The sequence below is a fragment of the Streptomyces sp. HPF1205 genome (assembly GCF_020400825.1).
GTDB lineage: Bacteria > Actinomycetota > Actinomycetes > Streptomycetales > Streptomycetaceae > Actinacidiphila.
In genome coordinates, this window is record NZ_JAINVH010000013.1 from 117,052 (window position 1) to 135,860 (window position 18,809).

At 70.0% G+C, this 18,809-nt stretch carries 17 protein-coding genes and 4 pseudogenes; 9 read left to right on the forward strand and 12 right to left on the reverse strand.

Annotation, left to right across the window (positions count from 1 at the left end):
- Window positions 1–82 precede the first annotated feature (82 nt).
- A complete protein-coding gene (locus tag K7G61_RS36970; RefSeq protein WP_308190646.1) occupies window positions 83–286 on the forward strand; it encodes a hypothetical protein in 204 nt (67 codons plus the stop codon).
- A gap of 178 nt (window positions 287–464) precedes the next feature.
- On the opposite strand, the gene yjfF is transcribed toward K7G61_RS36970, so the two are convergent.
- From yjfF to K7G61_RS17075, 4 genes are all read right to left on the reverse strand, one after another.
- The gene (yjfF, locus tag K7G61_RS17060; RefSeq protein ID WP_225847724.1) at window positions 465–1,472 is read right to left on the reverse strand and encodes a galactofuranose ABC transporter, permease protein YjfF; all 1,008 of its coding nucleotides are present in this window, start codon (window positions 1,470–1,472) and stop codon (window positions 465–467) included.
- On the reverse strand, window positions 1,469–2,554 hold the full coding sequence (locus K7G61_RS17065; RefSeq protein ID WP_225847725.1) for an ABC transporter permease: 1,086 nt from the start codon (window positions 2,552–2,554) through the stop codon (window positions 1,469–1,471). Before K7G61_RS17065 ends, yjfF begins: the two co-directional genes overlap by 4 nt.
- Window positions 2,551–4,101 (reverse strand): sugar ABC transporter ATP-binding protein, encoded by a 1,551-nt coding sequence (locus K7G61_RS17070; protein ID WP_225847726.1) that lies wholly within the window; start codon window positions 4,099–4,101, stop codon window positions 2,551–2,553. The genes K7G61_RS17065 and K7G61_RS17070 overlap by 4 nt, the downstream gene beginning before the upstream one ends.
- 75 nt (window positions 4,102–4,176) lie before the next feature.
- Window positions 4,177–5,178, reverse strand: a complete 1,002-nt coding sequence (locus K7G61_RS17075) for an ABC transporter substrate-binding protein (RefSeq protein ID WP_225847727.1) — start codon at window positions 5,176–5,178, stop codon at window positions 4,177–4,179.
- Window positions 5,179–5,774: 596 nt separating this feature from the next.
- Between K7G61_RS17075 and K7G61_RS17080 the strand changes: the two genes are divergently transcribed.
- Window positions 5,775–6,161, forward strand: a complete 387-nt coding sequence (locus tag K7G61_RS17080; RefSeq protein ID WP_225847728.1) for a hypothetical protein — start codon at window positions 5,775–5,777, stop codon at window positions 6,159–6,161.
- Window positions 6,162–6,396: 235 nt separating this feature from the next.
- Here the strand turns inward: K7G61_RS17080 and K7G61_RS17085 are convergent, their stop codons facing one another.
- Window positions 6,397–7,137 carry a hypothetical protein gene (locus tag K7G61_RS17085; protein WP_308190648.1) on the reverse strand — a complete coding sequence of 247 codons (741 nt, stop codon included), beginning with the start codon at window positions 7,135–7,137 and terminating at the stop codon, window positions 6,397–6,399.
- A 91-nt stretch (window positions 7,138–7,228) separates the two neighbouring features.
- Between K7G61_RS17085 and K7G61_RS17090 the strand changes: the two are divergent.
- A pseudogene (locus K7G61_RS17090) lies at window positions 7,229–7,667 on the forward strand (hypothetical protein); the annotation flags it as partial.
- A gap of 380 nt (window positions 7,668–8,047) precedes the next feature.
- On the opposite strand, the gene K7G61_RS17095 reads toward K7G61_RS17090, so the two are convergent.
- The 3 genes from K7G61_RS17095 to K7G61_RS17105 form a co-directional block, all read right to left on the reverse strand.
- Entirely contained in the window at window positions 8,048–8,467 is a 420-nt protein-coding gene (locus K7G61_RS17095) for a hypothetical protein (protein WP_225847797.1), read from the reverse strand.
- A gap of 193 nt (window positions 8,468–8,660) precedes the next feature.
- A complete protein-coding gene (locus K7G61_RS17100) occupies window positions 8,661–9,905 on the reverse strand; it encodes a helix-turn-helix transcriptional regulator (RefSeq protein WP_225847729.1) in 1,245 nt (414 codons plus the stop codon).
- 23 nt (window positions 9,906–9,928) lie between these two features.
- Window positions 9,929–10,492, reverse strand: a complete 564-nt coding sequence (locus K7G61_RS17105) for a toll/interleukin-1 receptor domain-containing protein (RefSeq protein WP_225847730.1) — start codon at window positions 10,490–10,492, stop codon at window positions 9,929–9,931.
- Here K7G61_RS17105 and K7G61_RS17110 point away from each other — a divergent pair.
- Window positions 10,491–12,470 (forward strand): tetratricopeptide repeat protein, encoded by a 1,980-nt coding sequence (locus tag K7G61_RS17110; protein WP_225847731.1) that lies wholly within the window; start codon window positions 10,491–10,493, stop codon window positions 12,468–12,470. The two genes, K7G61_RS17105 and K7G61_RS17110, sit on opposite strands and share 2 nt — an antisense overlap.
- Window positions 12,471–12,476: 6 nt before the next feature.
- Here the strand turns inward: K7G61_RS17110 and K7G61_RS17115 are convergent.
- Window positions 12,477–12,592: pseudogene (locus tag K7G61_RS17115) on the reverse strand (IS5/IS1182 family transposase); the annotation flags it as partial.
- 261 nt (window positions 12,593–12,853) lie between these two features.
- Here K7G61_RS17115 and K7G61_RS17120 point away from each other — a divergent pair.
- Both K7G61_RS17120 and K7G61_RS17125 read left to right on the forward strand, forming a co-directional pair.
- Window positions 12,854–13,366: an AAA family ATPase gene (locus K7G61_RS17120; protein ID WP_225847732.1), complete on the forward strand. Its 513-nt coding sequence runs from the start codon at window positions 12,854–12,856 to the stop codon at window positions 13,364–13,366.
- Window positions 13,367–13,701: 335 nt separating this feature from the next.
- Window positions 13,702–14,247 carry a hypothetical protein gene (locus K7G61_RS17125; RefSeq protein ID WP_225847733.1) on the forward strand — a complete coding sequence of 182 codons (546 nt, stop codon included), beginning with the start codon at window positions 13,702–13,704 and terminating at the stop codon, window positions 14,245–14,247.
- 367 nt (window positions 14,248–14,614) lie between these two features.
- On the opposite strand, the pseudogene K7G61_RS17130 reads toward K7G61_RS17125, so the two are convergent.
- Window positions 14,615–14,950, reverse strand: a pseudogene (locus K7G61_RS17130) (ATP-binding protein); the annotation flags it as partial.
- A 228-nt stretch (window positions 14,951–15,178) separates the two neighbouring features.
- On the opposite strand from K7G61_RS17130, the gene K7G61_RS17135 reads away from it, so the two are divergent.
- Window positions 15,179–16,012: an acyl carrier protein gene (locus K7G61_RS17135; protein ID WP_225847734.1), complete on the forward strand. Its 834-nt coding sequence runs from the start codon at window positions 15,179–15,181 to the stop codon at window positions 16,010–16,012.
- Window positions 16,013–16,245: 233 nt separating this feature from the next.
- Here K7G61_RS17135 and K7G61_RS37305 read toward each other — a convergent pair.
- Window positions 16,246–16,437, reverse strand: a pseudogene (locus K7G61_RS37305) (TetR/AcrR family transcriptional regulator); the annotation flags it as partial.
- Between K7G61_RS37305 and K7G61_RS17140 the strand changes: the two are divergent.
- Window positions 16,425–16,562, forward strand: a complete 138-nt coding sequence (locus K7G61_RS17140; protein WP_225847735.1) for an ester cyclase — start codon at window positions 16,425–16,427, stop codon at window positions 16,560–16,562. The pseudogene K7G61_RS37305 and the gene K7G61_RS17140 sit on opposite strands and share 13 nt — an antisense overlap.
- 336 nt (window positions 16,563–16,898) lie before the next feature.
- On the opposite strand, the gene K7G61_RS36975 is transcribed toward K7G61_RS17140, so the two are convergent.
- Entirely contained in the window at window positions 16,899–17,273 is a 375-nt protein-coding gene (locus tag K7G61_RS36975) for a hypothetical protein (RefSeq protein ID WP_308190649.1), read from the reverse strand.
- On the opposite strand from K7G61_RS36975, the gene K7G61_RS36980 reads away from it, so the two are divergent.
- On the forward strand, window positions 17,264–17,887 hold the full coding sequence (locus tag K7G61_RS36980; protein ID WP_308190650.1) for a hypothetical protein: 624 nt from the start codon (window positions 17,264–17,266) through the stop codon (window positions 17,885–17,887). The genes K7G61_RS36975 and K7G61_RS36980 overlap by 10 nt on opposite strands.
- Window positions 17,888–18,809: the final 922 nt, after the last annotated feature.

Genomic DNA, 18,809 nt, shown 5'->3' on the forward strand with positions numbered 1-18,809 from the left:
CACGGGGCCGGGGGCGTTCGTGCGCCGGCACCGGGGCGGTGCCCTGCAGCCGAGACGCGGCCAGGGGATGCCGGGCAGGCCGATGATGCGGCGCGCACTGGTGTTCGTCGGCCACTGGGGCGGCAACCTCGGCTTCGCCTGCGTGATCGCCCACTCCGCCGAGGAAGCGGTGGGCTTCGCCTGCGGCGCCCCGGCCACACCTCAGCGCGCTTCCCACTCCCGCGCCGTGATCTGCTCGCCCTCCTCGGCCCACCATGGCGTACGTCCGGTGATGTACACGTCGTAACCTGTGCGGCGATCGCCGCGCATCACAGCCCCGCCCTCACTGTTCCGGTTCAACGCGTAGGCGGTGCCACGCGGGGCGGGGCGGGGCGCCCGGCGCGCGAGGTGATCGTGCCGGTCCCGCGTATCCCATAGACCGCGGAACCGGCACGACATCACGGCGACCGATCGCCGGGCCGCCCTCAGGCCCGGCGGCGGGCGGTCATCGTGCGCTGGATGAGGATGAAGGCGAAGAGCAGCACCCCGGTTGCGATCTTCGTCCACCAGGAGCTGAGTGTGCCCTCGAACTGGATGAGCGTCTTGATCAGGCCCAGTACGAGGACTCCGAACAAGGTCCCGATCACATAGCCCGAGCCCCCGGTGAGGAGCGTGCCGCCGACGACGACCGCAGCGATCGCGTCGAGTTCCAGGCCCACGGCGTGCAAGGGGTCACCCGACTGGATGTACAGGGTGAACAGCAGCCCGGACAGCGCCGAGCAGAATCCGCTGACGGTGTAGACGGCGATCTTCGTGCCGGCCACCGGGAGCCCCATCAGCAGCGCCGACTGCTCGTTCCCGCCGATGGCGTACACCCGCCTGCCGAAGCGCGTGTAGTGCAGGACGTAGAACGCGACGGCGAGGACGGCCAGGGAGATGACGGCGGCGATCGACAGGAAGGACCCGCCCGGCAGGGGCACGTGCGTCTGGGCCAGCCTGTTCACCGTCGGATCGCTGATCGAGATCGATTCCTTGCTGATGACCAGGCACAACCCCCGGAAGAAGAACAGTCCGGCCAGGGTCACGATAAAGGGCTCGATCTCGAAGTGGTGGATCACGTAGCCCATCAGGTAGCCGCCGAGCGCTCCCACCCCCAGCGCGATCGGGGCAACGACGAACAGCGGCACATTCTGCTTCTCCACCAGCCAGGCCGTCAGCATCGTCGTGAACCCGATGACCGAGCCGACCGAGAGGTCGATCCCCCCGGTGAGGATGACAAACGTGGCGCCGATGGCCGCGACGAGCAGATAACCGTTGTCGATGAACAGGTTCATGAAGACCTGGCCGTCGACGAATCCGTATGCCTGGTACCGGAAGGCACCGAAACCGAACATGACGACGAACAGGCCGGCCGTCACCAGAACGGGCAGCCGCCGGTCCTGCAGCAGGCGGCTCGCGCGCGCGCTCGGCCGGGGACTGTCGATCGCGCTCACCGCGACACCTCCGTGTGCGGCGCGGCGTCGGCCGCCGTGCCGGGGCTCTTGGGGGCAGCGCCGCGCCGTCCGGCCCTGGAACCGAACACCTTGGCGCGGAAGACGGGGGACTGCATCAGGCAGACGATGATCACGACGACCGCCTTGAACACCAGGTTGGTCTGGGTCGGTACCCCGATGGTGTAGATGGTCGTGGTCAGGGTCTGGATGATGAGTGCCCCGATCACCGTTCCGCCGAGGTGGAACCGACCTCCGGTGAGCGAGGTGCCCCCGATGACGACGGCGAGGATCGCGTCGAGTTCTATCCACAGCCCGGCGTTGTTGCCGTCCGCGGCGGACACGTTGGAGCTGATCATCAGGCCCGCGATGCCGGCGCAGAGCCCGCAGAAGACGTACACCAGGACTTTGATGCGCCGGGACCTGATGCCCACCAGACGGCTGGCCTCCGCGTTCCCGCCGACCGCCTCGACCAGCAGACCGAGGGCGGTGCGGCGGGTGAGCGCCATGCTCAAGGCCACGACCACGGCCACGACGAAGATGGAGAAGGGCAGGGTCAGCCAGTAGCCGCCGCCGATCAGCGAGTACGAGTCGCTGTTGACGGTGATGATCTGGCCACTGGTGATCAGCTGGGCGATACCACGCCCGGCGACCATCAGGATCAGTGTCGCGATGATCGGCTGGATGCCGAGCCGGGCTACGAGCAGACCGTTCCAGGCGCCGCAGACCAGCGCCACACCCAGCGCCAGCCCGAAGCCCAGAAGGACGCCCGACACGCTGTTCTGGTCGGTCTGTTTGCTGACGACGAGGCAGGCGAGCGCGCCCGAGATCGCCACCACCGCCCCGACCGAGAGATCGATGCCGCCGGTGGCGATCACCAGGGTCATACCGATCGCCACGAGGATGAGAGGCGACCCGAACAGCAGGATGGAGATCAGGCTGCCGTAGAGGTGGCCGTTCTTGAGATGGATCTCGAAGAATCCGGGGGTGAAGGGCACGTTGATCAAAAGCAGCGCGATCAGGACCACCACCGGCCAGAACAGCCGATGCCGGACCGCCGCGCGCCAAAGGGATGTCGGAATCACCGATGTTCTCCACTCGCGATGATCTGCAGGACCCGTCCGGCTGTGATCTCGGGACCGTTCGCCGTCCGCGCCACCAGCCGGCGGTCGCGGAGCACGCCGATGGTGTGACTCAGCCGGAGTACCTCCTCCAGCTCGGCCGATATGTAGACCACCGCCATGCCCTCCTCGGACAGCGACACAACCAGCTTCTGGATCTCCGCCTTGGCCCCGACGTCGATTCCCCGGGTCGGCTCGTCCAGGATGAGCAGCTTCGGCTGGGTGATCAGCCAGCGGGCCAGCAGGACCTTCTGCTGGTTGCCTCCGCTCAGGGCGCTGACCTTCGCCTCGGGGTCGGCCGGGCGGATGTCCAGCGCCGCGATGTAGCGGGCGACCAGCTGGTCACGCTGGGACGAGGGCACCGGGCGGGTCCAGCCGCGGGCCGCCTGAAGAGCGAGGATGATGTTCTCCCGGACCGTCAGGTCCGGCACCAGGCCTTCCGTCCTGCGGTTCTCCGAGATGAACGCGATTCCCCTGTCGATCGCGTCGTTCGGCGCCCGCAGCGAGACCTGCCGTCCGCCGATGTCCACCCTGCCGCCGTCGGAGGTGTCCGCGCCGAACAGCAGCCGGGCCAGTTCGGTGCGTCCGGAGCCGAGGAGTCCGGCGAGTCCGAGGACTTCTCCGGCGCGGATCTCCAGGTCGAACGGGGCGATGCCGCCGGTCCGGCCCAGATTCTCGGCCTTCAGCAGCGGCTCACCGTCAGCGGGCCGGGCGTGGCGCTCGGTGAGTTCCTCCAGCTGGGCGAGGTCCTTGCCGATCATCAGCTTGACCAGATCCACCTGGTCGAGGTCGGCTACCAGGTGCTCGCCGACCAGGGTGCCGTTGCGCAGGACGGTCATCCGGTCGCAGACCTCGTAGATCTGGTCGAGGAAGTGCGAGACGAACACGATCGCCACGCCCTCCTCCTTCAGCCGCCGCATGAGGGCGAAGAGTTCCTCGACCTCCTCGCGGTCGAGGCTGGACGTCGGCTCGTCCAGGATCAGCACCTTGGTGCCGCCCCCGCCCCCGCTGCCGCCGTCCGCCGGTTCGCCGATGCTGACGGCCCGGATGATGGCCACCAGCTGCTGCACGGCCAGCGGGTACGAGCCGACCGGTGCGGAGACGTCGAGGTCGAGCCCGAGCCGGGTCACCAGTTCCGCCGCACGCTTGCGCAGCTGCTTCCACTGGATCCGGCCGGCCCGGACCGGCTCGCGTCCGATCAGGATGTTCTCCGCCACCGAGAGGTTCTGGCAGAGGTTCACCTCCTGGTAGACCGTGCTGATACCGGCCTGCTGGGCCTGCAGCGGGCTGGTGATGCGGACCGGCCGCCCGTCCAGAGCGACCGTCCCGCCGTCGAGAGGATGAACCCCCGTGAGGACCTTGATGAGGGTGGACTTCCCGGCACCGTTCTCGCCGAGAAGGGCGTGGATCTCGCCGGGGAAGAGCCGGAAATCGACGCCCGACAGAGCCCGCATGCCGGGGAACTCCTTGACTATGCCCGTCATTTCCAGGACAGGGCGAGGCTCTGCCATGGCAGCGCTCCTTGGTGGGATGGTCACGACACTGACGGGAGCGGCCGGCAGGCCCGGAACTCCCGACTGCGGCTCTCAGTACTTGCGGTTCGGCAGCGCCGCCGCGGCCTGGTCCGCCGTGTAGTCGCTCTCCTTGGTCTTGATCCAGCGGGGCAGGGTGGAACCCTTGCCGGCGTGGACGGTCTTGACGGCGTCCATGAGCTGAGGGCCGAGCAGGGGGTTGCACTCCGCGATCGCGTTGATCTGGCCCTTGGACATCGCCACGAAGCCGTCGTGCACGCCGTCGATCGACACGATCTTGATGTCGGTGCCGGGGGTCTTGCCCGCCGCCTGGATCGACTGGATCGCGCCGATGGCCATGTCGTCGTTGTGGGCGAACAGCACGTTGATGTCCGAATGCGCCTGCAGGAAGGCCGCCATGACCTGCTTGCCGCCGGCCCTGGTGAAGTCGCCGGACTGACTGGCGACGATCTTCCAGTCGGGATGACTCGCGTGCATGACCTTGGCGAAGCCCTTGGCGCGTTCGATCGCGGGAGCCGCGCCGGTGGTGCCCTCCAGCTGCGCGATCTTGACCGGGCCCGTGTGGCCGGCCAGGACCTTCTCCAGCAGGTGCGCGGCGCGCTCCCCCTCGACCTCGAAGTCCGAGCCCACCAGCGTGACGTACAGCGAGGGGTCGGAGGTGTCGACGGACCGGTCGGTGAGGATCACCGGGATTCCGGCTGCCTTGGCCTCCTTCAGCACGGTGTCCCAGCCGGTCACGACGACCGGGGAGAACGAGATGACGTCCACCTTCTGTGCGATGTAGCTGCGGATCGCCGAGATCTGGTTCTCCTGCTTCTGCTGGGCGTCGGAGAACTTGAGGTTGATGCCGGCGGCCGCGGCGGCCTCCTTCACCGACTGGGTGTTGGCCGCCCGCCAGCCGCTTTCCGACCCGACCTGGGAGAATCCCAGGGTGATCTGCTTGCCACCGCCCTTGGAGCCGGTGTTCTTGGCGGGGTTGTCCTTCGCGCACGCCGCGAGCCCGCCGGCTGCCACGGTGGCGGCGGCGATGGTGAGGAAACCGCGTCTGTCGATCATTTCTTCTCCCTTGAAGCCCGGTTGTGCCGAAACAGGAATTGCCGAATTGCCGAGGGGGAGTATGGCGTCCCGCGGGACGGTGACTGTTAGCGCTAACTGTCAGGTTGGGTCGGGGCGGCGCCGTCTGTCGCGGTCGTCGGATTCGGCCGGGACGTGGCGGCGGCCGCAGTCGGCCGGGTGGACGCGGGCGTGGACCGATCGACCGGTTGCCCGAGGAGAGGAGCCGTCATGGCGGCGCCGGTGAGTGCCAGTTGCACCATGGTCGACACCTCCTCCTTCGCAGGGGCCTCGGAGTGAGCGACTGCGTGTGATGGTGTTAGCGCTCACAACGACTTCCAGTCAATGACTCTGTCGGGACTTCTCATCACGATTGGGCAACGGCGAACGTTGATGACTGCGATCTCGCGACAGTCGGAGTTGGGGGGAGGGGGAGGCGGGTGGGGGGGAGGGGGGCGGTCGCGGCAATCGCCGTGACGGGTGGGCAAGGGGCCGAAGGCTTTTGGGGTGTTGGTCGTACGCCTGCGCCGCGCAGACGCTAGGGCCGACCTGATCGATTCGTCAAGAGGTCGACTTGGAGCACGAAAAGTTTCAGTCCAATGACCCGAAATTTTCGGAACGGGATTCATGCAGCCGCTTTCCCGATAGCCTGGGGCTTTCATGAAGCGGGCCGTCCGGCAGGGAGGCGGGAGAGCGGGCCCGCGGACCCGGACGCCATCGACTGGGAGCAGGTCGCCGACCTGTACGGCGCGCTCGGCCGGCTCGGCCCGTCAGCCGTGGCCGCGGTCAACCACGCGGCGGCGATCGGGTTCGCCGAAGGGCCGCGGGCCGGTCATCAACCACTGCAAACTGGACGACCTCTCGAAAGCGTCGCTGTCGGTTTCGTCTTCCCCGAGGCCCGGCTGACCGTCTTCAACGCCCTCGACGAGAACGGGCTGGACTTCGGCCTGCCGGACCCGCGGTGCCGGCGTCACTCGCTGCGTTGAAACACGGCACTTGGCAGCGCTGGATCCGCGCTGGATGAGATGGCGGTGCGTCGGGAGCCGGGGCCGGCAGTCGGATCGAGGCGACGTTCCCGGGCGGACCGGCGGATACTCCCGGCCCGAAACCTCAGATCAACCGCCGGACCACTCGATCGCCCCCGGAACGATCAACCCGGAATCAACCCGGAATCAAGCCGGTGGATCCGGGCTCAGCGGGCGACGGAGTTCAGCACGCCGCTCACGTTGAGGATCTCGTGGCAGCCGGACGCCTGGCGGCCGGTGGCGGGGTGCCGGGCTTCTGACAGGTCACCTCGACGGTCACGGTGTCGTTCTCGGGGATCTCGATGGGGGTCGCCCAGTGGTAGTCCTGGTTGCGGAAGGTCTCCAGCGCGATCGTGGTGATCTTGCGGTCGCCGAACGTGATCGTCAGCAACCCCTCGTCGCCCTGGAAGTTGGCCACCACGAGGTCCGTGACCCCGAAGACGCTGCCCGTCGGCACCCGGTAGGCGCCGGTCCTGGTCTGGCCGCCCGACGCCTTCACGTCGATGGTCTGCGAACTCTGCGGGCCGCCGGTGGTCCTGGTGCCGCCGGTCCCTCCGCCCGTGGCGCCCGCGGTGCCGCCGGATCCGGACCGGGTGCCCTGCGGCCCGGGGGCGGTCTGCCCGCCGGTGGCGGCAGGGGTCTGCGGGGCCTGCGCGCCGGGGGAGGTGGTCTGCGGGTGGACGGCCTTGTCGGCTGCCGCCTCGGCGGTGCTGCGCACCGTCGGACGCACCAGGGCGAACCAGGCGAGCAGCAGGGCAAGCAGTGCCGCGAGCACCGCGAGCAGCCACCGGGGAAAGACCGGGATCTGGACGAACTCGCCGTCCAGCGGCGCCTGGAAGACATCCGTGGTCTCGTCCGGCCGGATGCGCTCCGCCTCGGCGGCCCGCCCGGACTCCGGCGCGTAACCGGCGGTGCCGACGGTGAACGGCCGCGTCACGGCCTTGCCGAACCACAGAGGCCTGCCGGTGCGGACCACCAGCCGTACATCCGCCGGCTCGCCGGGCTCCAGCGTCCGGCGGGCCGGGCCGAACCAGCAGCCGCACGAGTTGCTGGTCGAGGCGAACGCGCGGACCGTTCGCGCGGTCCAGGGACGACCGGTCGACCTGCTGGAGACCGACTACCAGGCAATGGTCCCGCTGCCGCCGGTCGTGCCGCCGATCGGGCTGAGCTCCCGGATCCGGCTCGGCCGGGACTCCTACGTCCGCGTCGATACCCGACCACTCGGTCGACCCGCAGGTGATCGGCCGCTTCGTCGACGTCACCGGCTCGCCGCAGACGGTGACCGTGTTCCGCGAGGGCCGTGTCGTCGCCCGACACGAGCGGTCCTGGGCCAGGCAGCACGTCATCGCCGACCCGCTCCACGCTGCAACCGCGGCGAAGATGCGCGAGGCCCTCGCGCTGGGCCGCCAACGGACTACGACTTTCGCAGCTCGTCGACAGCGGGTCGTCCACCGCGCCGACGAGCATCACCGTCGCGGGCTCGTGACCGTCACCGGCTCGTGGCAGCGGCAACGGACCGCCGAACCTCCTCCCAGGGTGACGCCCCGCCGGCCGGGCACCCAGCCTGGCCGGCGGGGCTTCTCCCTTCCCCCTGGCGCTACGTGCGCCTGCCTGTGCCGATCACCGGCGGACGCCGCTTCAGGAGCACTTGCCGAACGACGAACAGGCCCTGTGGTTGCCCTCCTTGCAGTGGGCGCACTTGTTGCCCGCGCCCCGGTCCTTCTCGCACGCACATGCCATGACGCTGTCCTCCGGATCGAATCGTGCCCCGGCACTTCTGCAGGGACGTGGGTTGTCGGACGGTCTCCGCACGGGCGGCGCCTGTGCGGAGGGCCTGCGGCAAGGGCCTACTCGGCGGTGCGGCGGCACGCCGGGTCCGCGGCTTCGAACGCCGCGCCGACCTTGGTGACCAGCTTGTTCGCATGCATGCCACCACCGAGGCCGTGGGGCGAGAACAACCGCACCTCCCGCGTCGTACCCCGGTCCCACACGTACATGTGGATCGCGGTGCCGTTTCCCTTCGCCCCCGCGCTGAACTTCGGGATCATCGCTCCCACCGAGAAGACCGGGGGGTCGTCGTCCAGCGCCGCGAACGCCGAGTCGTTGGTCGGGGTGAAGAAGCCGCTCTGGTCGTTGCCGGCGACCTTGGCGGCGAGCCCCCCGAGGTGGGAGCCGATGCCCCGTGCCTGTGACGCGCCGTCACGGAAGGCCGCCGCGCACTGCTCGACCGTGAGCCTGGTGCTCAAAGATGCCTGCTTGCTGCCCATGTCGTTCCCTCGTCTCGACGTGGCGTGGGACACCGCACGGCCCCCCGCGTCCGGTCCGGTGCGGCCTCCGTGCTGCCCGTCTGTAGCCGACGAGCCTAGGTAGGGCGGTCCCGGTTGCCATCCCCTTGCCTGTTGCCAAACGGCACGGAAGCGGCCACCGGCTTCCGGGGCGGGCGGCGCCCGGGGGACGCGCTCAGGCCCCGGCGGTCGTCAGGGAAAGGTAGAGCTCGCGCATGTCCGGCCGCCGCAGGTGGCGTCGGAGCTGCGCCGCGAGCAGGCGCTGCTGGCTGAGGACGGTGCAGGACGACAGCCCCGCGCTCTCACGCAGGAGCTCGCGCACGGTGCGGACAGCGGCGCTGCGATCACCGGCAGCGGTCTGGCACAGGGCCAGCCGTGCCGTGAACAGGGCCCGGGCCCGGCGTGACGCCGTGGGGAACGTCTCCAGCTCCGCCGCGATGGCGGCCGCCGCCTCGTCCGGCCGGCCCAGGTCGTACAGGCACCAGCCGCGGATCAGGCCGTGCCTGCGGGACGTCAAGGCGGAGCCGACGAGGAGCCCGGTGCGCGACGGGCGGCCGGTCAGGATCCCGTCGAGCAGTTCCGCACCGCGGTCGAGCGCCGACGCGCACCCGGCCGCGTCGGCGGCCAACGCCAGCCCCTGCGCCTCGCGGTACGCGGCCAGCGCCCGGACCCGCGGGCTCGCGGTGGACCGCCGGCCGGCCTCGACCGCCAGGCGCACCACCGTCTCGGCGTCCCCTCGGTACAGCGCGAGCCCCGCCCGCCGGATGAGCGCATGGTCGGCGAGCTCGGGCGAACCCGCTTCGGCGGCCAGGCGTTCGGTCCGCCCGATCCAGCGTTCGGCCGCCCGGCCGTCACCGGCCTCCTGGCTCATCCAGCCCGCGAAGTCGCTGTAGAACGCGGAGGCTTCCAGGTATGCAAGGCGGCCGGCAGGGGCGCGCGCGGCGCGCGCGAGCACGTCCAGCGTCCGGACCGACGAAACGAGCTGCTCCACGACGAGCGCCGGCGGCAGACGCTGGGCGAGCCCGCGCAGTCGGATGAGGCCGGTGACGAAGTGGACCAGGTCGTCCTCGTCGTCGCGGCCGCGCGGGGGCGCGGCGACGTAGCCCGTCGCCAGGACGTCGTCGGGGGGCTCGGAGTCAGGCGGCGGCTGCCGCGCCACCGTACGGGGGCTCCGGGCCGGCGCGAGGGCGGCGAGTGCGCCGTCGGCACCGAGCACCCGGTCGCACGCCTGGGCGAGCTTCCCCCCGGCGGGGCGCTCGCCCGCCTCTATGCGGGACAGGTAGGACGGGGAGAAGTGCACGAGCGCGCCGAACTGTGACAGCGAGAGGCCTGCGCGCATCCGGCGCTCCCGTAACCCGCGCCCGAAGTCTTCACCGGAAACCACGGAACTCCTCCCTGAGGCGGTTGGCAATGCGACCATAGCCGGGAGGAGTGACCGCTGTCCTACGATATTTCCGATTTAAACAGAGGATGATCCGGTGAGGGGGATGCGATCCAACCGAGTTCGCGCACGAGCCGCTCAAGGTCGGCCCCCGTGTTCCGGTGGTGCAGCCGCAGATACTGCAAGGTGCTCAACCGGGCGAGCGGAACCGGCAGTTGGTACTCGGCCGGCAGTTCGCAGTTCAGCAGAACCGGCACCACGCACACGTCGTGGCGGAACGCCTCGACGATCTCCCTGCGCACCCAGTCGCCCGGGTCCTCCAGCCTGGGGCGCCCGGAGCGGCCGACCGCCTGGAGCCAGCGCGGTCCGATGACGACGAGCACCACCGAGGCCCCTGCGACGGCATCCAGGATGCCCGCCGAGAAGCACGTTCCGGGCGCGAGCGAGCGCGGGGCGAAGAAGACCGTGTCGCAGCCGAAGCGTTCGCACAGCGCGGTGTCGATGAGGGCAGCGCCGAATGGCTCGTCGCTGGTGCGGTAGTTGATGAAGACGCGGGGGCCGGGCCGGGCGGACGCGGGCGAGGCGGGGACCGGGACGGGGGGCGGAACCAGGGGTGAGGAGTCCATGAGCAGATCCAACGGCGGGGGCCGGGGTGAAATCGACGGCCCCGAGGTGAAAACGGCCGCCACCGGCCAGCACGCCGATCCGATGGCCGCGGTCGAGGCCCACTGGCGCTCGTTCAGGACCGGACTGCGCCTGGTGCACACCGTGGCCGCGCTACGGATCGGCGGCGACCCCGAAGCGGAGGCCGCTGCCCTGCACGCGGTCGCGTCATCCCCGGCGTTCGCGCTCTTCGGCCCGCCCGCGCGACCGCGTTGGACGGATCGGCCCGCGGTGCCCGGCCGGTCGGGCGGCGCCGCACGCGCGGACGATGCGCACCTGGCCCGCGGGCGATGGCTGGTGGACCGGGTGACGCGCGGCGTGGAGCAGGCGCGGAGCGCGCTGCCCGCAGTCGTCCGCGGGGATCTCGCGGGTGCCCCGGAGCAAGCCGTCGTGCTGTGGTGGCTGCATGTCGTGCTCGGCGTCGGCCTGCGGGACCTGCCCGAGGCCCAACGTAACGACATCGAGCCGCCGTTGGGGGGCCGTGACCTGGTCCAGAAAATCGAGGGCCGGCTGTGGTTGAACGCGAAGCCGACCGGGCGGGCGGCACCGGGCCTGGCGGCACTGTTCCACGACGTGCAGGCCGCCCTGCGTGATCGTTTCCCGACGCGTTCGGAGACCGCGGCTCCCGAAGCGGCCGCGTCCGAAGCGGCCGCGTCCGAAGCGGCCGCGTCCGAAGCGGACGACCCGGACGGCCAGGCGGACGGCCAGGCGGACGAACTGGCCCGCGGTCACTTCGGCTACGAGTGGCACCGGGCCCGGCAGATGGGGTTGTCGGCAGGCACCGAACTGCTGACCCTGCTGAGCGTCCTGGCACCGGACCCGCTGCGCGTCTCCTTCCTGTCCGCCGCCTGGGGCCCGCTGCCGCCGCCACTGCGCGAACTCGCAGCGAGCACCGCGGCGTCGGCCCGCGTCCTGCGCGAACTGCTCGACCGCGGACTGCTGCTGCCGCTGGTCGACGACGGCGTGCAGCGGATCGTGATGCCGGCCGCCATGCACGCGCTCCCCGCCGAACGCCTCAGCGCCGCTGAGCGGCGCCGGTGGACGAACGTGGCCCTGCGCTTTCTGAGCGTCGCACTCCGGGAGGACACCCACGACCACGACTCCTGGCCGGAGTGGCACGACGCGGAGCCGCACGTGCTGAAGGTGGTCGACGAGGCCGAGTCGTACGGCGAAGGGCTCCCGGAGGCCGCCCACCTCATGGACCGGCTCTGCGTCCACCACCGGATCAGGGACACGGGCTCGGAGGCCGCACTGGCGGCGGGTACGCGGGCCGTACGGCTGTACAGGACCGCAGGTGTGCCCGACAAGCGCCTCTACGCGACCTACCTGATCAACTACGCGCTCGCCGTACAACGGGCTCGGGGCGCCGAAGCCGCGCTCGCACCGATGCGGGAGGGGGTGGACCTCGCCTCCCGCAGACCGCACGACGAGTATGCCGCCGCGCTCAACCTCTACGCGTCGGTCCTGGCCGCGGCCGGCCAACCGGAGCGTGCCGACAAGGAGTTCCGTCGCGCCCTGGCCGTCGCCCGCGAGTGCCACACCGTCGGCGGCACGCAGGAGGACGCCGCGGAGGTGGCCATGGTGCTCAACGACTACGCCACGCACCTCCTGCGCCACGGCGGTCCGGGGCCGGAGGTGGCAGAGTGGGTACTTGAGCTCCTGGCCGAGGCCGAACAGCTCACCGGGCCCGACGCCTACGGGATCGAGCAGATCCTTCTCAACCGCGCCGGCGCCTTGCGCCGCCTCCACCACCTGGAGGAGGCCAGGGACGTGCTCCTCCCCCTGGCGGAACGCTCCGAACGGTGGGGCACGCCCACGCTCATCGCGTTGGCGGCCTTCGCCGACGCCGCGGACACCCTGCGTGACCTGGGCGATCCCCGTCACACGCACTACCTGCGCCGGGCCCACGAGATCGACGACCAACTGTCCGCCGAAGACTGAGGCTTTTCAGCGTTGCCTCTCCAGGGTGAGGGCCGCGGCGGCGACGACGGTCACGCGGTTCGGGCTGCATCGGCTTCAGCGGAAGATCCGCCCCGATCCAAGGCTGCGGTTCCTCGGCCCGCAAGAGCGCCGCCAACGCGGTGCTCCATCGTCGGAACTCCTGCCGATGTCGGCGCCCGGATCAGGAACCATCGGCAGATGGCCGACCGCCATGAGGCACTGCCCCCCAGCCAAGTTTGGAGAGCTGATCCAAGGAACGAGGCCCCGTATGGACAGGAGTAGTTGTCAAATCGTGTGGACGGGCTGGTGTGACCGCACGACCGGGCCGGGGGTGCCTGCCCGGTTCTGGCCTGGACGGCGGTCGGGGGTGCGAGGGTGTTGTTATGTTGATCGTGATGGCGGGGCTGCCCGGTTCGGGGAAGAGTTCGGTGGCTGGGGCGTTGGGGCGGAGGCTGGCTGCTCCGGTTGTCTCTGTCGATCCGATCGAGGCGGCGATGTGGCGTGCGGGAGTGGCTCGTGACCAGCCCACCGGCCTGGCGGCGTATGTCGTGGCCGAAGCCGTGGCCGGTGGCGTGCTCGCCCTTGGCCAGACGGTGATCGTCGACGCGGTCAACGCCGTGGAAGCGGCGCGGGAGCAGTGGCGGTCGCTGGCGGGTCGATCTGGCGTGCCGATGGCGTTCATCGAGGTGGTGTGCTCGGACCCGGTGGTGCACCGCCGGCGGCTGGAAGGCCGCTCCCGCGGGATCGAGGGCTTCCCGGAACCGACGTGGGAGGCAGTGGAACGGCTGCGGGCGGAGTTCGCCCCGTGGACCGATCACCGCCTGGTGCTGGATGTGGTGACCGACGTGTCGTCCAACGTGACGGCGGCTGTCGAGTTCCTGGCGACGGTTTCCTGAGCTCTGTGGACTCACGGCAGGAGTGTGGGCCTCGACCTGGCCGCCGAGTCCTCCTTCGCCCTCCGACCCCGCCGTACTCCTTACCCGCGCGATCACCCGCGCGGATCACCCGCGCCACCGGGCCTTGAGGCCGCAGGCCGGGTCGCGGCAGTAGGGCGAACAGCAGGAGCGCCGGCACGCTGATCGTCCCGGCGGCGACCGCGACCCACACCGCCCAGCGCGGCAGGTAGCGGCCGGCCTCGCGGACGCGTGGCCGGCAGGGGCGCGGGTGGACAGTCGGTCCGCCCGGCGTGTAAGCAAGTGATCACAGGGAGTCGATCGACAAGGGGGCACTTGTGTACTCAGCCGCAGCCGCACGTCGCGCGGCGCCGGTATTACTGACGGCGGTCCTGCTGACGGCCTGCTCGTCCGGCCACGGCCACACCACGTCGGCGGCCTCCGCCGGTGGCCCGTCCCCGGCCGCGCCGACCCACTCCGCCAGCCGCGCTCCCGCGAGCCCCGACTACTCACCCACGACGAGCCCGTCCGCGACGTCGGACTACCCGATCTCGCGGTCCGCGCCGGGTGCCCCGGTGGCGCAGGTCCGGGACGCCTTCGCCGTGCTCCAGGCCACCTACAACGACGGCTGCACCACCCCCGGCAACTGCGAGTACTTCCTCACCCGGGTGCTGACCAATCTCGACGACCTGTACGACTCGATGAAAGCCAGTCCGAAGGGGAGCGGACACTTCGCCCAGCCCCTCACCTGGATCCAGGCGATGCGACACGGCCTGCACGGCGACTACTCCTTCCCGAACCTCAAACGGCACCAGAAGACTCTGCTGGGAACCCGCGACAAGATCAACACCTGGATGCAGTCCCACCCCGACGACTACCGGTAGAACCCCGGCATGCCGTCCCTGCCCTGGCCGAGGACACGACAGACGGTGACGCCCCTATCCCCGCAGCGGCGACCGCCCGCGCTCCAGCACCGTAAAACCTCCTCGGACGTGCGCCCCGGTCGTGATCAACTGCTCGCAGTCCTCCGTGAGGGCCGAGAGTCATACGCACGGCTGCAGCTCCCAGCGCCCGGGGGCCGGACGGCTGCCCCCGGCAGTACACCGCAAAAAGGGTGGAACCGCTGGTGGACCGACCCGCCGTGCTCCGACACACCACCCTGGTGGGCCCGCCGAATCCGCCCGCACCCTGCCGGCGTATCTCCGCGCGAGAACTCAGGCGGCGTACAGCGCGGCGGAATGCGCGCGCCTGCGGCTCGCCGTCCGGCAGCTCCTGCTCGGTCCAGATGCACTTCCCGTCCTGGAGGTACCGGGCACCCCAGCGGCGGGAGAGGGCCGCGACGAGCTGCAGGCCGCGTCCGCCCTCGTCGGTGCAGTCGGCACGGCGTATGCGGGGAGTGTTCAGGCTGCCGTCGTAGACCTCGCGGATCAGGGTCCGGCTGCGCAGCAGCCGCAGTCGGACCGGTCTCCTGGCGTGCCGGATGACCTTGCCGACCAGCTCGCTCCGCAGCAGTTCGGTGGTGGGCACGAGGTCGGCCAGGCCCCAGGCGGCGAGCTGCGTGCGGATGTACTGGCGGGCCTGACCGGCCCCCGGGGATTCTCGGGGAGCTCGCAGTCGGCGACGTCACACGGGTCGGCGCAGGATTTAACGTGACATCACGGACGTAACCGCAAGATCAGCCGACTGCCGCCGTGAAGGGACGAGGCGCCGGGGTCGATGCGGGCGAGCGCGGCGAGCGGCGTCAGCACACGCGGTTGAGTCAACGGAGTTTCCGACTCACCTTCGGGCTGGGCTTCGGAGGCATATTCTGCCCGCATGGATTCGGCGTGGGTGGCTGTGGTCGGCACGGCAGTTGGGTCGCTGGGTGCCACCGGAGCCGCGTTGGTCGCGGCGCGCTCGGGACGTCAGCAGGCCTCCGTCGAAGCAGCCAGTCAGCAGCAGCAGTGGCGGCGGCAATTACGCCGGGACACCTATGGGGGACTTCTGAACGCCGGGGCGGCTGCACGGGACGAACTCGGTTCACTCTTTGCCGACTTCCAACGTCAGCATCCAGCGTCGGAGCGCGAACATCTCGCAACGCGCCTGGAAGCCGCGAAGGCTCTCGTGAACGCGGTTCGGCTCGCTACGGCCACTGCCTTCGTCGAGGGACCGTCGGTCATTCTGGAACCAGCGCGGCGAGTCGAGAACGGGATCGTGCTCTTTCAAACAGCGTTGGCTGCCCTTCTCACTCAACCGACCGCCGCCGAGGGCCAGGGCGCGGCAGGCTATCTCAAAATCGCACGCGAGCAGCGCGAGGGCGTACGGAAAGCGCTCAGGGACTTCGCCTCGGCTGCGCGTATCGCTCTGGACGGCGAGGATGTGGTTCAGGACGGACCGGTGGAGCCGGAGCCGCCGGAAGAGTCCGCCGAGGAGTTGTCTTGGCTTTGTGCGGCCATGGCATCCGTGCTGTGTGTCGCAGAGGAGGACATAGATCCGGACGACACGGTTTCGGCGCACGGGCTGGACTCGGTAATGGCTGTCGGTCTTGTGCACCACCTCGGTCGGGAACATGGCCTCGATCTCGGTGCGGCCTGGTTTTTCGAGGTCTGGGACCAGACGGTGCGGCAGGTGTCTGGTCGGCTGGCGGCGATTCGGGTCGCAGACACTTGAAGGCGGTCGGTATGGGGTGTGAGCTGCACTGATGTCGTGGAGTCCCTGAAACCCGGGTTACGATCCAGGCGTAAGGAGAACCACGAGCAATGCCAGCACCCCGTAAGTACCCCAATCCCGCGTAGTCATACTCCAGCCGTAGATCGTGACCTTCATGCCTGGGTGGCTCGTAGGAGCCGTCTGGAGTGCGTGTTCCGAGGACGCAGCGGAAGTCGGCGTTGCGCTTGCCGGTTTCAGCGGATGCGGGCGTCCGATGCTGGGGAAGTGTCCGTGCGCTGTCTGATCAGGAGGACGAGTCGCTCTGCTTGAGTGGCGTCCGTGGTGGTCAGGGCGATCCCGTTCGCCAGGGCGAGTAGCTCCGATGCGCTGAGGTCGGGGCGGACAGCACCGGCGTTTTGCGCCCGGGTCAGCAGTGCGGACGCGGCTGTGTGACACCGGACGACGCTACGAGGTCCTCAGTATGGACATGGTCCGCGTCCGCAACGGCCGAATCGTCGAACACTGGGCCCTGCGTGACGCCGACGCGATGCGCGACCAGTTGGGCCTGTGAAAGAACCTCCTGCCTCTGGCGTCCAACTGGTGACCGCCGCGCCCGACGAGAACCTCGCCCGCTGGCAGGAGGCGTTCGACAACCTCATGGGCCGGATCGCGAGTCGGTTCGCCCGGGTCGAAGCCCGGCTCTGTCCATTCCGCCTCCCCGCCTGCCCTGGCGACCCTCACGCGGGAAATCGCTACGCGGCAGCCGCACCACCAACGGCCGCTGCCTTGAGCCCCAGCCGGAATCCCTGACTACCCGGCCTTGGCGGAACTTCAGCGGGGAAGGGGCGGACACTTCGGCGTTCGACGGCGGAGCCGCGAGGAGTGCCGATGCCCGTATCCGAGGTTTTCAGCGGTACAGGTCGGCGGCCTCGATGAGTACGAGTTCCGGGTCCGCCTCCGCCCGTTCGCGCAGTTCGTCGGTGAAGCCGGCGGCGCTGTAGCAGGCCAGCCGGGCTTCGGCGGCGCCGGGGCGGCCCTGGGCGGTGAGCAGGCCGCGGATGTGGGCGAGGCGTTCGATGTGGCCGATGCCCATGGTCTCGCCCCATTTGACCTCGCCGATGGCGAGGACGGGGGAGCTTCCGTTGTCGTCCAGGCCGAAGGTGACGACGTCGAGTTCGTGGCTGTGCGGGCCGCCGGGTCGTTGACGGTGGCTGAGGCGACTCGGTTCGGGTAGTCGTCGAAGAGGTCGGCGGGTGCCAGGTGGCGGGTCCAGTGGCGGCACAGGTGCTCGAAGTGGGGGCCGAGGATGTTGCCGGTGAAGCGGCGCTGGGCGCGTTGCCACAGGGGCCGGGCATCGCGAGTGCGCTCCAGATCGGACCAGATGGGGCGCATGATCGCGTGGTAGAAGGCGACCAGCGGTTCGTTGATGCGGAAGCGGGTGCGGTTGTCCTTGAAGGCGTCCGGCTCGCGGGTGATCAGGCCGCGCTCCTCCAGGACGGTGAGGGGGTGAGCGAGGTCACTGGATTTGCGGCCCAGGTACGAGGCGATGCCTCCTCGGTTGGTGTTGCCCGCCGCGATGGCGGCGAGCACCGAGTGGTAGAGGGCGGTGTCGTGGAGTTCGGGCTCGTCGGCGAGAAGGTAGCGGGCTTCGCGGAACAGCGGGCTGGTGGGGGAGAGGACCGTGCGCAACACCCACGGGTCGAAGTCCTCGGGGCCGGCCGGGGCGTCGTCGCGGGTGAACTCGCGACGGTAAGCGGGGGTGCCGCCGACGATCGCGTTGACCCGCAGAGCGGTGACCGGATCATCGATCCCCCAGAATTCGGCGGCCAGTTGGTGATCGAGGGTGGGCACGACGAGTTCGAGGCCGGCCCGCCCGCGCAAGGGCGCGTTGCCTGACGGGAGCCGCCCCATGAACGACATGGCCGAACCGCAGAGGAGCAGCCTCGTGCGGCTCTCGTCGCGCTCGGTCCGTAGCGGGGCCAGCGCACTTTGGATGATCGAGGACAGGCGCGGGTTGGCGCGGGCCAGGTACGGGAACTCGTCCGATGACCACCGGCACCGCCTTGTCCCGGCCCAGGGCGAACAGGGTGTCCACGACCTGATGCCAGTCGTCGAGCGCGAGCGGTGCAGGTGAGCCGAGGTGGTCGGCGATCGCGGCGCCGATCTGCCGCAGCGATTCCCTGTCGGTGGCTTCCTCTGCCGCGTAGTAGAAACCGCCGGTGGCCTGGCACAGGGCACGCAGGAGGAAGGTCTTGCCTTGGCGGCGGCGCCCGGAGACGACCCCGAGGGTGGCGCCCGCGGCCTGATCGGTGGCGAAATGGGACAGCGCCGCCCACTCGCGGTCGCGGTCGAACATCTCGGGCGGACGGGGAAGAGCGCGCATACCGGATCTCCAAGTGAAGCGGGTCCTGACCTCAACTTGGATAGGTGCAGTCATGATAACTTCACTTACATCACCGAGCGTGATGCCGTTAACTGAGTGTGTGCGGGTGGGATCAGTGCTGAGGGGCGGAGCCGGCGATGCGGTAGGGCTCGGGCATGCGGCGCCTTGCTCGTCTCGGCGTCTTGGTTGAGGTCGAGACCGCCGGATTCGGCAGCCTCGGCCGGGTGTGCGGCGGTGGCTGGATACCGGCTGGCCGTCGCCCGGGAAACTCGTGCGGCGAGGTGAAGCCGACTCCCAGCTGGACCACAGCGCTCGCTTCCCTCGGGCTGGGACAGGCGGGCGCCCCGTCGGCGGGCGGCGGTGTGAGGCCACTCTCCTTCGCGGGCTCGGCGTCGTCTCTCACCGTGTGCTGTTGCTCTGGGCCCGTGTTGGCGG

Coding starts and splice junctions, on each gene's coding strand:
- K7G61_RS36970 (WP_308190646.1), top strand. CDS start 83: ATGATGCGGCGCGCACTGGTGTTCGTCGGCCACTGGGGCGGCAACCTC.
- K7G61_RS17070 (WP_225847726.1), bottom strand. CDS start 4,101: ATGGCAGAGCCTCGCCCTGTCCTGGAAATGACGGGCATAGTCAAGGAG.
- K7G61_RS17075 (WP_225847727.1), bottom strand. CDS start 5,178: ATGATCGACAGACGCGGTTTCCTCACCATCGCCGCCGCCACCGTGGCA.
- K7G61_RS17080 (WP_225847728.1), top strand. CDS start 5,775: ATGACCCGAAATTTTCGGAACGGGATTCATGCAGCCGCTTTCCCGATA.
- K7G61_RS17095 (WP_225847797.1), bottom strand. CDS start 8,467: ATGGGCAGCAAGCAGGCATCTTTGAGCACCAGGCTCACGGTCGAGCAG.
- K7G61_RS17100 (WP_225847729.1), bottom strand. CDS start 9,905: ATGGTCGCATTGCCAACCGCCTCAGGGAGGAGTTCCGTGGTTTCCGGT.
- K7G61_RS17110 (WP_225847731.1), top strand. CDS start 10,491: ATGAGCAGATCCAACGGCGGGGGCCGGGGTGAAATCGACGGCCCCGAG.
- K7G61_RS17105 (WP_225847730.1), bottom strand. CDS start 10,492: ATGGACTCCTCACCCCTGGTTCCGCCCCCCGTCCCGGTCCCCGCCTCG.
- K7G61_RS17120 (WP_225847732.1), top strand. CDS start 12,854: ATGTTGATCGTGATGGCGGGGCTGCCCGGTTCGGGGAAGAGTTCGGTG.
- K7G61_RS17135 (WP_225847734.1), top strand. CDS start 15,179: ATGGATTCGGCGTGGGTGGCTGTGGTCGGCACGGCAGTTGGGTCGCTG.